This window comes from Psychrobacter sp. NPDC078409, from assembly GCF_050268505.1.
In the GTDB taxonomy this organism is placed as follows: domain Bacteria; phylum Pseudomonadota; class Gammaproteobacteria; order Pseudomonadales; family Moraxellaceae; genus Psychrobacter.
Map to the genome: position 1 here is coordinate 507655 of NZ_JBNNGW010000004.1, position 13729 is coordinate 521383.

The following is a 13729-nucleotide window of genomic DNA, read 5'->3' on the forward strand; positions in this document are numbered from 1 at the left end:
TAGAGCCTATTTCCAGTGTACTATTTTTTTAGATAATAGCACCATGCCTTTCTCAGTTTTTTATACACACAAAAAAGCCAGCAACTTAGGCTGGCTTTTTTATCAAATTAAGAATGAATCAAGGTACTTAATACGATTAATTATCTTGATTTAACTCTTGAGCAAATGCTTCGTCGAAGCTTGCAAAGTCTTTGCTATCAGTGCTTGCAGTCATATCAAACGCTGCATTCAAATCTTTATCTTGTAGCTTCTGATCTGCTTTCTCTTTACGTGCTTTATGATAAGCAAGACCAGTACCTGCAGGAATCAAGCGACCCACAACCACGTTTTCTTTCAGACCACGTAGCTCATCTACTTTACCAGTCACAGCAGCCGCAGTTAATACGCGGGTTGTTTCCTGGAAAGAAGCCGCTGAGATAAAGCTTTCAGTTGCCAGACTTGCTTTAGTGATACCTAGTAATTGACGCTCAAACTGTACTGGGAATTTATCTTCCGCTTCTAGCTTCGCATTCAATGCTTTGATATCTGCATACTCGACCTGATCACCTTTGAAGTGACTTGAGTCGCCGCCGTCAGTGATTTCAACTTTACGCAACATCTGACGAATGATAACTTCGATGTGCTTGTCGTTGATTTTTACACCCTGCAAGCGATAAACGTCCTGTACTTCGTTGACGATGTAATCAGCAAGTGCAGTCTGACCTTTCAAACGCAAGATATCATGTGGGTTCTGTGGACCATCAGCGATCACTTCACCACGTGCTACCGTCTCGTTTTCAAAGACGTTGATTTGACGCCATTTCGGGATTAGCTCTTCATGTACTTCGCCATCTTCATTAGTAATAATAAAGCGGTTCTTACCTTTAGTCTCTTTACCAAAGCTTACCACACCAGTCATTTCTGCCATGATGGCGTGATCTTTTGGACGACGTGCTTCGAACAAGTCAGCAACACGTGGTAGACCACCGGTAATATCTTTCGTACCAGAAGACGCTTGTGGTACACGGCCTAGAATCGAACCTGCTGCTACTTTCTCACCATCGCTTACGCGGATGATAGTTTCAGCTGGTAAGAAGTAAACTACTTCTTTGCCTTCGTCAGTGTTCAAGATAATCGCAGGACGTAAGTCTTTTGCTGAGCTTGAACGGTCACGAGTAGCTAGAATCTCAAATGAGCTCATACCAGTCGCATCATCAACTTTTACTGTTGCAGTCATACCATCAGTGATGTCACTGAAGCGTGCTGTACCAGCAAATTCTGTGATGATTGGATGCGTATGCGGATCCCACTTGGCGATAGTTTGACCGCCTTCAACCTGCTCTTCGTCTTTCACAAGTACGCTTGAACCGTACGGTACTTTATAGCGCTCACGCTCACGGCCAAGCTCATCGGTCAATGCGATTTCAGCTGAGCGCGATACGATGACTAAGTGACCATCGGTATGCTGTACTGTTTTCATGTTTTCAAAATGCGCTTGACCAGCATTACGTACAGAGATGCTGTTGTCTACAGAGGCTGAGCTCGCTGCCCCGCCCACGTGGAACGTACGCATGGTTAACTGGGTACCTGGCTCACCGATAGATTGAGCTGCCATAACACCAACTGATTCGCCGATATTCACTTTATGACCACGTGCAAGGTCACGACCATAACACTGTGAACATACGCCATGTTCGATATCACACGTAATTACTGAACGTACCCAGATATCATCGATTGCGTTGTTATCAAGGACGTTAACCCAGTACTCATCGATCAATGTACCAGCTGGAATCAATACTTTATCAGCATCATCGTTATAAGTAACATCACGAGCAGTGACACGACCCAGTACTAGCTCACCTAGCTTCTCAATGATTTCACCACCTTGGATATGTGGTTTCATGAGTAGGCCTTCTTCAGTACCACAATCATCGCTAGTGATAACCAAATCTTGTGCCACATCAACCAGACGACGAGTTAGGTAACCCGAGTTAGCCGTTTTCAGTGCCGTATCCGCTAGACCTTTACGTGCACCGTGAGTTGAGATGAAGTACTGTAGTACGGTCAAACCTTCACGGAAGTTAGCTTTAATCGGTGTCTCAATGATTGAGCCATCTGGTTTCGCCATCAAACCACGCATACCTGCCAACTGACGAATCTGTGCCGCACTACCACGAGCACCAGAATCTGACATGATAAAGATAGAGTTGAATGACTTCTGCTCGTCTTCTTCACCTTGTGCGTTGATAACTTTATCTGTTGCCAAGTTGTCCATCATCGCTTTAGCGACTTTATCATTGGTACGTGACCAGATATCAACTACTTTGTTATAGCGCTCACCAGCAGTTACAAAGCCTTGCTCGAATTGATCTTCGATTTCGCGAACTTCGCCTTCTGCCACTTCGATGATTTGCTTCTTAAGTGGTGGAATAACCATGTCATCAATACCGATAGACACGCCAGATAGTGTTGCTTGAGCAAAACCAAGATACATCAATTGGTCAGCAAACATAACACTTTCTTTTACGCCAACTTTACGGTAGCAAGAGTTGATCAAACGAGAGATGTTTTTCTTCGTCATCTCTTGGTTACACTCATCAAACGTCATACCTTTAGGCATGATGTTCCAGATAAGTAGACGACCAGCAACCGTATCTTTGATACTAATTTCTTTGGTCTCGTTACCTTCTTCGTCAATTTGCGTCTCAGTAACACGTACTTTGATTTTAGCGTTTACATGTAGATCGTTTGAACCAATTGCACGCAATGCTTCGTTAACGGTAGCAAAAATCATGCTCTCGCCTTTGGCATTGATCGACGAGCGACTGATGTAATATAGACCTAGTACAACATCCTGAGATGGTACGATGATCGGATCACCGTTCGCAGGTGACAAGATGTTGTTGGTAGACATCATCAAGGCACGTGATTCAAGCTGCGCTTCTAGCGTCAATGGCACGTGAACGGCCATTTGGTCACCATCGAAATCGGCGTTGAATGCAGTACAAACAAGCGGATGCAACTGGATGGCTTTACCTTCGATCAATACTGGCTCAAATGCCTGTAGACCCAAACGGTGAAGTGTTGGCGCACGGTTAAGAAGTACTGGATGCTCACGGATAACCATGGCCAGCATATCCCATACTTGTGGCTCTTCACGCTCTACCATCTTTTTGGCAGCTTTAATCGTAGTCGCTAAACCATGAGATAATAGTTTGTTATAAGTAAATGGCTTGAATAATTCTAATGCCATTTTCTTAGGTAGACCACACTGATGTAGACGTAGCGTTGGACCTACAACGATAACCGAACGACCAGAGTAATCGACACGCTTACCAAGTAAGTTCTGACGGAAACGACCTTGCTTACCTTTGATCATATCTGCCAAAGATTTCAATGGACGCTTGTTACTACCAGTGATGGCACGACCGCGACGACCGTTATCCAGCAACGCATCTACTGACTCTTGCAACATACGTTTTTCGTTACGTACGATGATGTCAGGTGCGCTTAGCTCAAGCAGACGCTTAAGACGGTTGTTACGGTTGATCACGCGGCGATATAGATCGTTTAGATCTGACGTCGCAAAACGGCCGCCTTCTAGCGGTACTAGAGGACGCAAATCTGGTGGTAGTACTGGCAAGATGTTCATTACCATCCACTCAGGCTTGTTATTAGAATCACGGAATGCTTCTAATAATTTGAGACGCTTAGACATTTTCTTAAGCTTAGTCTCAGAACCAGTTTGTGGAATCGCTTCACGAAGCTCATCAATTTCAAGATCGATATCGATATCTTTTAATAGGTCTTGAACGGCTTCAGCACCCATTTTAGCTGTGAATTCATCACCGAACTCTTCAAGCGCTTTGTAATAATCTTCATCATCAAGCAACTGATACTTTTCTAAGCTAGTTAGACCAGGCTCAGTAACGATGTAGCTTTCAAAATATAGAACGCGCTCGATATCACGTAGCGTCATGTCTAGCAATAGACCGATGCGGCTTGGTAATGATTTTAGGAACCAAATATGCGCCACAGGACTGGCTAGGTCGATATGACCCATGCGATCACGACGGACTTTAGCAGTGGTAACTTCGACACCACATTTTTCACAGATAACGCCTTGGAACTTACGGCGCTTATATTTACCACATAAACATTCGAAGTCTTTTACTGGGCCAAAGATTTTGGCACAAAAAAGACCATCACGCTCAGGCTTGAACGTGCGATAGTTGATGGTTTCAGGCTTTTTTACTTCGCCGTGCGACCATGACTTAATGACGTCAGGTGAGGCTAAAGTAATTTGAATGCTATCAAACTCTTGGTTACCGTTGCCGGTAGGGCTTTGCATGATATCGAGTAAATCTTTCAAGTTGCTTCTCCGTTATCTTTATAATCATCTGACAGCGTACCATTGACGCAGATAAGATGAATGAAGGCAATGAATAGGGTTGAGACAAATCACTAAAAGCAGCAGCAATAAAGCAGACTGCCTTTAGTGGACAACTAAGTTAAACAACGGGCTAGTTGCTTTGTTTTAACTCAATATTAATACCCAGTGATTTGATTTCTTTGGTCAGTACGTTAAACGACTCAGGCATGCCTGGATCCATATACTGCTCACCATCAACGATGTTTTTGTACATACGAGTACGGCCTTCAACGTCATCCGACTTCACAGTTAGCATTTCTTGCAACGTGTAAGTCGCGCCGTATGCTTCTAGTGCCCACACTTCCATCTCACCGAAGCGCTGACCACCAAACTGAGCTTTACCGCCCAATGGCTGCTGAGTCACTAGAGAATAAGAACCTGTTGAACGCGCATGCATTTTGTCATCAACCAAATGGTTAAGCTTGAGCATGTACATGTAGCCAACAGTTACTTTACGATCAAACTTCTGACCTGTACGACCATCATATAACGTCTGCTGACCATCGCGATCCATACCAGCAAGCTCGAGCAAGTCTTTAACTTGGCTTTCTCTTGCGCCGTCAAATACTGCTGTGCCCATCGGTACACCGCCACGTAAGTTGTCTGCTAGCGCCATGATGTCATCATCACTCAAGCTATCAAGATCAACTTGCTCACCGCCTACTTGGTTATAGATTTTGTCCAAGAAGTCACGTAGCTCTTTGATCGCTGCTTGAGATTTGAGCATACCGTCAATCTTCTCGCCCAACCCTTTCGCTGCCATACCCAAATGCGTCTCTAGAACCTGACCGATGTTCATACGAGATGGTACACCAAGTGGGTTCAATACGATGTCAACGGTATTACCATTTTCATCATAAGGCATGTCTTCAACTGGCATGATGCGCGATACAACACCTTTGTTACCATGACGACCAGCCATCTTATCACCAGGCTGAATACGACGCTTAACCGCTAGATATACTTTAACGATTTTTTGTACGCCATGTTGCAAGTCATCCCCAGCAGTCAATTTGCGTTTTTTCTCAGCAAACTTCACATCGATGTCTTTTTGCTTATCAACCAAGTAATCAGCGATTTGCGTTAGACGCTCAGAGATTTCTTCTTCTACTGGTTGGATATCAAGCAAGGTCTCAAGGCTCATATCTTTCATGTCAGCCAATGCCATAACCGTACCAGCTTTTAGACCAGCACCGCCGCTGACTTTTTGGCCATCTAATAGATTACCAATACGGCCACGTGCTGCTTCTTCAAAGATACGTAGCTCTTCTTTCAAATCTTTGCGATAGCTATCAAGCTGCGATTTTTCAATCGCTCTTGCGCGTGCGTCTTTTTCAACGCCATCACGGGTGAAGACCTGTACATCAATAACCGTACCTTTACTTGAAGTCGGTACGCGTAGTGAAGTGTCTTTCACGTCAGCCGCTTTTTCGCCAAAGATAGCCCGTAGTAGTTTCTCTTCTGGCGTTAGTTGCGTTTCACCTTTTGGCGTCACTTTACCAACTAGAATATCGCCAGCGTCAACTTCAGCACCGATATAAACGATACCTGCTTCATCAAGACTTGATAATGCTGCTTCACCAACGTTTGGAATATCAGCCGTGATCTCTTCTGTACCTAGCTTGGTATCACGAGCCACACAAGTCAATTCTTGGATATGAATAGTAGTGAAACGATCTTCTTTAACTACTTTTTCAGACAGCAAGATTGAATCTTCGAAGTTATAACCATTCCACGGCATAAATGCGATGCGGATGTTCTGACCTAATGCTAGCTCACCAAGATCCGTTGAAGGACCATCAGCCAAGATATCACCCAAAGCAATCTCGTCACCTTGGTTAACGATGATACGTTGGTTGATACAAGTGTTTTGGTTAGAGCGTGTGTATTTGATCAAGTTATAGATATCGATACCCGCTTCACCAGCAGTCATCTCGTCTTCGTTTACACGAACAACGATACGTGATGCATCAACATCTTCAATCACACCGCCACGCTTAGCGATAACACAAACGCCAGAGTCACGAGCAACGTGACGCTCCATACCAGTACCTACTAACGGCTTATCAGCACGTAGCGTAGGAACAGCCTGACGCTGCATGTTCGAGCCCATTAAGGCACGGTTAGCATCATCATGCTCTAGGAACGGAATCAGACCTGCTGCAACCGATACTACCTGGCTTGGTGATACATCCATATGCGTCACTTTTTCTGGCGGCATACGAACGAATTCACCATAGCTACGTACACTGACCATCTCGTCAGATAACGCGCCATCTTCAGTCATTGGAGAATCAGCCTGTGCAATAACAGTGCCTACTTCTTCGATTGCAGATAGATACTCAATAACGTCAGTAACTTTACCATCAACCACACGGCGATAAGGCGTTTCTAAGAAGCCAAAGCTGTTGGTTTTAGCAAATGTTGCTAGTGAGTTGATCAGACCAATGTTTGGACCTTCAGGAGTCTCAATAGGACATACACGGCCATAATGCGTATCATGTACGTCACGTACTTCGAAGCCTGCACGTTCACGAGTTAGACCACCAGGTCCTAACGCTGATACACGGCGCTTATGGGTAACTTCAGACAACGGGTTGTTCTGATCCATAAACTGTGACAACTGGCTTGAACCAAAGAATTCTTTAACCGCAGCCGCTACTGGCTTAGAGTTAATCAAATCTTGTGGTGACAAATTGTCTGATTCTGCTGAGCTTAAACGCTCTTTTACGGCACGCTCAACACGTACTAGACCAACACGGAATTGGTTCTCTGCCATTTCGCCTACTGAACGAATACGGCGGTTACCAAGATGGTCAATATCATCAACATCGCCGCGACCGTTACGAATCTCGATAAGTTCTTTTAGAACGTTAACGATATCATCATTAGTCAATACGCTGCGTTCGCGCTGGATATCAGGATCATCAGTGTTGTCAAACTCTAAACCAAGACGACGGTTGAATTTCATACGACCGACGTTTGATAAGTCATAACGATCTGCGTTAAAGAACATGCTCTCAAACAGTTTTTCAGCAGTTTCGACCGTTGGTGGCTCACCTGGACGCATTACTTTGTAGATTTCGATCAATGCTTCTTCACGGCTTGATGTACTATCAGCACGTAGCGTATCGGCAATATAACTACCTTGGTCGATATCGTTGGTGAATAGAATGCTGAACTCTTTGATGGCACCACTGGCTTCAAATGAGTTCAATTTAACCAATAACTCGTGGTCGATTGGCGTGTTTGCTTTAGCGATGATTTCATCATTAACGACGATATCTTCTGCCAAGATACGCTCGTATAGATATTCATCAGGCACAGCAATCTTCGTCATACCTGCTTCTTCAAGCTGACGGATACGGCGTGCGTTAATGCGTTTGCCCTGCTCTACAATAACGTCACCTTCAGGTGATACGATATCGAACTGAGCCATCTCGCCACGTAGACGATCAGCAACTAGATCAATTTCAAACGTCTCTTCAGCTTTATAAACAGCGACTTTATCAAAGAATAAATCTAGGATTTCAGAAGTTGTTAGACCAAGTGCGCGTAGAATAATTGATGCAAGTAGCTTACGGCGACGGTCAATACGAGCAAATACTAAATCTTTTGCATCAAATTCAAAGTCTAACCATGAACCACGGTAAGGGATAATACGTGCGTTATAAAGCACTTTACCACTTGAATGCGACTTACCTTTATCATGGTCAAAGAACACACCAGGTGAACGATGTAGCTGAGATACGATAACACGCTCAGTACCATTGATAATAAAAGTACCGTTAGCAGTCATCAAAGGCATCTCGCCCATGTAAACGCTTTGCTCACGGATATCTTTGATAGCAGCTTTGCTATCTTTGTCTTTGCTGTCTTTGTCTTTGATGATCAAACGAATTTTGACACGCATCGGCGCAGCAAACGTTGAACCACGTAAGATACACTCACGCTCATCAAATTCAGGCGTGCCTAAATAGTACTCAACAAATTGTAGCTCTGCGTTACCAGAGTGACTCTCAATTGGGAAAATAGAGGAATACGCAGCTTGCAAACCAGTATTCTCACGAGCTTTTGGCTTTTTGTGCTCTTGCAAAAATTGCTCGTAAGAATCTACTTGAATAGACAGTAAATAGGGAATGTCCATTACAGTGGGCAATTCAGCAAAACTTTTGCGAATACGCTTTTTTTCAGTATAAGAATATGCCATCGAGAGTCCTTACAGTAAACGTGGAAACAAATTAAAAGCGTGGCCAGCATGCATAAATACGATGCAAACGTGACGACGTAAACGATAATATAAAACGGGTCTTCGTGTTCAGTTCATGTCTTTTCTGTCAATTACTACTTTACTCTTCAGTGCTTACCTAGCACACTTCACTTAATCTCGTCGTTGCTTGCTAGATTCATGGTAAGTGAATCAGTCTATATGACTGTTGCAACCAAAAAATTCAATATTATATAATCTATAACGCATTGCCTATCAGGCTTACTTTACAAATACATTGCTGGGAAATAATGTCTACTAAGATTGCATCCATACCACTTGCCATCTAGACTACTTATTACCGAACCATGTTCCCTACACATACAAACTGTCTATGAGACTGAATATCGACAGTCATGCCACACCAAGTAGGCAACTTATGATCAACAGCTTTTTTAAGAATACCGCTTTTTTCAGGATTAATAATAGGGGTAACTATAACTTTTAGAATCAGTATAAACTATAGTGTTGATAGGAAAGCATGCAGACACAAAAAAATGCCAAACATCTACAGACGTTTAGCTCATATTAACTGATTTCAAAAACTGGCATGTGTGCTTGCATGTATATCGTCTGTCCTTTTGATGGGTATCCACCGTGATGTTGCATACGTATGTTGGCAGACACAAAAGGTCAAGCTACGAATTATAGTAAAAAAAAGCTGGCAATGCAAGGCATTACCAGCTTTTTTTCGTACAGTGTTAAACTTATTTTAGTTCAACAGTTGCACCAGCTTCTTCAAGTTTCTTTTTCAACTCTTCAGCTTCAGCTTTAGATGCGCCTTCTTTGATTGGAGCTGGAGCGCTTTCAACCAAATCTTTCGCTTCTTTTAGGCCAAGACCAGTAGCTTCACGTACGGCTTTAATTACGCCAACTTTCTTCTCGCCAAAGCTAGCAAGAACTACGTCAAACTCGTCTTTTTCTTCAGCAGCAGCAGCAGCAGGACCAGCAGCAGCAGGTGCAGCAGCAACAGCAGCTGTTACGCCGAATTTTTCTTCCATGTCGCTGATTAACTCAACGATATCCATTACTGACATTTCAGCGATTGCATTTAACACGTCATCTTTAGATAGTGCCATGAGAACTCTCCGTTATCTGATAAAAATTAATTGATTCTAATATCGCCTTGATTGCTTGCCTAATGTGACAATAAAGTGCAACCAAAATTAGCGATGTTAAAGTTACGTTAAAACAAGCAATTAAGCAGCTTCTTTTGCGTCTTTGATTGCCGCTACAGTGCGAACGAACTTGCCAGGAACAGCGTTCATAGTCTGGACAAGCTTGGTCACTGGTGCATTCATAGTAGCCATCAAGATAGAGATTGCTTCGTCGCGAGTTGGTAGCTTCGATACGCGCTCTAGCTCTTCTGGACCATAAACTTCACCACCGACTGATACTAATTTGGTCTCTAAAGCTTTGTTATCTTTGCTGAAGTCGAAAACGACTCGAGCAGCAGATCCCAAATCTTCCATAGAGAAAGCCAAAAGTAGTGGACCAGTCATACGGTCTGACATGCTCTCAAACTTAGTGCCTTCAAAAGCACGTTTTGCTAGTGTATTTTTTACCACTTTTAAAACGACACCTTTATCACGAGCTTGTTCGCGCAGCTTAGTAAGCTGTGCAACACCAATACCGTGATATTCGGCAGCTACTGCTGAGTAAGCATTAGCAGCAACTTCAGACACTTCAGCCACAACTTGTTGTTTTTGTTCTAGCGTTAATGCCATAAGTTGACTCCTTTAATCTTATCAATCGACTTATAATAAAAGTGCCAAAAACAAGGTTTTTATGCGCTCAAACTGTAAGCTAAGACTGACTTGATACGACACATTACCAGCGGATTCAATTAATAAAAAAAGCATCTACTGGTAACGACTGATTACGGCACCGTTATCAGAATGACGTTGAGTAATAGTTTGAAGATTATAAATAATCTTATCGCCCTATTCGCTCGTGTCTTAAACTGTGTGGGCCACCGTCTGCGTAGGACAACTAAGATTTTCATCTGTCGTCGATTAACAAAAGTGACTTATTATCATAAGCAACTATCCGAAGATCGCTAACTATGACTCTAAACTACTCTCTACCTACGGTCTTAGACAGCGTAGCAAATACTACGCTGACCTAATTCTTTAAAAACTGTTTGTGTTTATCATTCAAAATATTTGAAGATAAAAACTTTAATTATTTAGCAGTACGATAAGGAACGGCGTCGATCGTTAGACCTGGACCCATCGTGCTAGACAAGGTAATTTTCTTAATGAAAGTACCTTTAGAAGTAGCAGGCTTAGCACGCTTTAGATCAGAAAGAATCGCTTGCGCGTTTTGCTCGATTTGATCAGCAGTGAAACCAACTTGGCCGATAGTTGCATGGATGATACCAGCTTTATCAACACGGTACTGAGCCTGACCAGCTTTCGCATTAGTCACAGCTTCAGCAACGTTTGGCGTTACCGTACCAACTTTAGGGTTAGGCATTAGACCACGTGGGCCTAGGATAGTACCTAACTGACCAACAACACGCATTGCATCTGGAGCTGCGATAACAACATCAAAGTCCATGTTACCGGCTTTGATTTGCTCTGCTAGGTCTTCAAAACCAACGATGTCTGCACCAGCTTCTTTAGCGGCTTCAGCAGCAGCGCCTTGAGCAAATACAGCAACGCGTTTGGTTTTACCAGTACCAGCAGGTAGGTTAGTTGCACCACGAACTACTTGATCAGATTTACGTGGGTCAACGCCCAAGTTTACTGCGATATCGATAGACTCTTTGAATTTTAGCGCTGGCAAATCGTTTAGGATTTGAACCGCTTCTTCAATAGTGTACTGTTTTTCGTTATCAATACGGCTTTGAATTTCTTTTTGACGTTTGGTTAGCTTAGACATTATACACCCTCCACGGTAATACCCATTGAACGTGCAGTACCAGCGATGGTACGGACAGCAGCGTCAAGATCAGCAGCAGTTAAATCTGCATTCTTAGTCTTAACGATGTCTTCTAGTTGTGCACGGTCAACTTTACCAACTTTAGCAGTGTTCGGTGTACCTGAACCTTTAGCAATACCAGCAGCCTTACGTAGTAAGTATGCAGCTGGTGGTGACTTCATGATGAAGGTAAAAGATTTGTCGCTGTATACTGTGATCTCAGTTGGGATCGGTAGACCTGGCTCTTGGCCTGAGGTCGCAGCGTTAAATTCTTTACAGAACGCCATGATGTTCACGCCTTTTTGACCCAAAGCTGGACCAATAGGTGGTGAAGGATTTGCTTTGCCTGCAGGCACTTGCAGTTTGATGTAACCATCAATCTTCTTAGCCATGATACTCTCCTAAATGGGTAATAGCGCCAAATCAACGTGGTATATACCTAATTGACTAACAGCTCCCCGGTTGATGAATTTTTTGCTAATTTAGTCTAGTTTTTCAACTTTACTAAATTCAAGCTCAACCTGTGTAGGTCGATTAAATACGTTTACCGTTAGATGTAGTTTAGACTTCTCATAATCCACTTTTTCTACCAACCCTTTAAAGTCAGTAAATGGACCGTCGATAACCAACAACTCTTCGCCTGGCTCAAATAGAGTCTTAGGACGTGGGTCAGTTTCAGTCTGGTTCAAACGGTTTAAAATGCGATCAGCTTCTACTTGTGTAATCGGTGCAGGCATCTCAGGCGTACCGCCGATGAAGCCCATAATACGAGGACAGTCTTTTACGATGTGCCAAGTATTGTCGTTCATTTCCATTTGGATCAGTACATATCCAGGAAAGAACTTGCGTTCACTCTTACGTTTTTTGCCGTCTTTCATTTCGACGACTTCTTCAGTAGGAACCAATACATCACCGAATGACTCAGCAAAGTCACTACGGTTAATACGATCAGTTAATGAACGTTGTACTTGTTTTTCATATCCTGAAAACGCTTGGACAATATACCAACGCATATCACGCTCCTGATCATTATAAATAAGTCGTTAAAAGTAAATATCTCGCTAATAGTCACTAATACGTGCTATTAACCGATAAAGATACCAACGAACCAATTAAAAAAGTTATCCAATAACCAAATAAAGAAACCGGCAATCGCAATCACGACAATCACTTGCCATGTGTATTGAAAAGTTTCATCTTTACCTGGCCACGTCACTCGGCGAAGCTCAACGGCAGCGTCTTTTAACAATATTTTAAAAGCACGGCCTTGATGCGTTAACGCCAAACAGACTAATGCAAATACAACAAGTGCGACAATAATACCAATACGTACCCAGACGTCATTGGCAGGTTGCCAATAGCCTGGTAAGTATTGATTTACTAGAGTCGCACCGATTAATACAGCTGCGGCAAGTAGCCACAAAATCAAATCTTTTATTGAGCCAGTCTTAGCCACTTCAACAGCAGTAGTACCGCTAGCTGAAACATGCTTATTTTTAGACAGCATTCCACCAGCAACCGCCTTGGCATCAGATAACTTAGTCTCGAGGTTATCTTGATCATTGCTCATAAAGAACTCGCTTCGGAGATGGTGGGGTACAACAAAGATGTGATAAGAAGATGGCAGGCGATGTAGGACTCGAACCTACAACCCTCGGTTTTGGAGACCGATGCTCTACCAATTGAGCCAATCGCCTATGGGTGTAAAGGACAGCATTATACAATATTTAGCATAGAATGCAAGCCCTTGACGATAAAATTATTAATTTTACCTGATTTTGCACGGCCGTAGTTTAAAATAACTGCTAGCGTTAAGTGCAGCGATAATATAACAAGCTATGCCATAGATTACAATATGCTATCTAACAAATAATTGTCTCTGTCACACATATAGCTAATTCATTAATACATGCTAGGCATAATTCTATTTTCGATCATGCTTCAACTTTCTCCAATAAAAAAAGGCCACCCTAGATAGGATGGCCTTTTTTATGACTAATTCATAAGCTCATTACTGAGACTTAAGTCTTAGTTCAATACGTTAGCAACAACACCAGCGCCTACAGTACGGCCGCCTTCACGAATAGCGAAGCGAAGACCTTTGTCCATAGCGATTGGGTGGA

Annotated in this window: 8 protein-coding genes, 1 tRNA gene and 1 pseudogene; all 10 read right to left on the reverse strand. The window is 43.0% G+C overall.

Annotated features, from left to right (window positions below; all coding sequences use genetic code 11):
- Positions 1–136: 136 nt before the first annotated feature.
- Positions 137–4354 carry a DNA-directed RNA polymerase subunit beta' gene (gene rpoC / locus ACQKC9_RS10945; protein ID WP_102090387.1) on the reverse strand — a complete coding sequence of 1406 codons (4218 nt, stop codon included), beginning with the start codon at positions 4352–4354 and terminating at the stop codon, positions 137–139.
- 151 nt (positions 4355–4505) lie between these two features.
- On the reverse strand, positions 4506–8624 hold the full coding sequence (gene rpoB, locus ACQKC9_RS10950) for a DNA-directed RNA polymerase subunit beta (RefSeq protein WP_201572590.1): 4119 nt from the start codon (positions 8622–8624) through the stop codon (positions 4506–4508).
- Between the two features lie 764 nt (positions 8625–9388).
- Positions 9389–9760 carry a 50S ribosomal protein L7/L12 gene (gene rplL, locus ACQKC9_RS10955; RefSeq protein WP_057761722.1) on the reverse strand — a complete coding sequence of 124 codons (372 nt, stop codon included), beginning with the start codon at positions 9758–9760 and terminating at the stop codon, positions 9389–9391.
- Between the two features lie 120 nt (positions 9761–9880).
- A complete protein-coding gene (gene rplJ, locus ACQKC9_RS10960; RefSeq protein ID WP_057761724.1) occupies positions 9881–10408 on the reverse strand; it encodes a 50S ribosomal protein L10 in 528 nt (175 codons plus the stop codon).
- A gap of 457 nt (positions 10409–10865) precedes the next feature.
- Positions 10866–11567 carry a 50S ribosomal protein L1 gene (gene rplA / locus ACQKC9_RS10965; RefSeq protein WP_057761725.1) on the reverse strand — a complete coding sequence of 234 codons (702 nt, stop codon included), beginning with the start codon at positions 11565–11567 and terminating at the stop codon, positions 10866–10868.
- Entirely contained in the window at positions 11567–11998 is a 432-nt protein-coding gene (gene rplK / locus ACQKC9_RS10970; RefSeq protein ID WP_057761727.1) for a 50S ribosomal protein L11, read from the reverse strand. The genes rplA and rplK overlap by 1 nt, the downstream gene beginning before the upstream one ends.
- Positions 11999–12088: 90 nt before the next feature.
- Positions 12089–12619 carry a transcription termination/antitermination protein NusG gene (nusG, locus tag ACQKC9_RS10975; protein WP_057761729.1) on the reverse strand — a complete coding sequence of 177 codons (531 nt, stop codon included), beginning with the start codon at positions 12617–12619 and terminating at the stop codon, positions 12089–12091.
- 71 nt (positions 12620–12690) lie between these two features.
- Complete coding sequence (gene secE / locus ACQKC9_RS10980; RefSeq protein WP_057761731.1) at positions 12691–13176, reverse strand: preprotein translocase subunit SecE; 486 nt, start codon at positions 13174–13176, stop codon at positions 12691–12693.
- Positions 13177–13227: 51 nt separating this feature from the next.
- Positions 13228–13303, reverse strand: a tRNA-Trp gene (locus ACQKC9_RS10985).
- Between the two features lie 331 nt (positions 13304–13634).
- Positions 13635–13729 (reverse strand): annotated as a pseudogene (locus ACQKC9_RS10990) (elongation factor Tu); the annotation flags it as partial.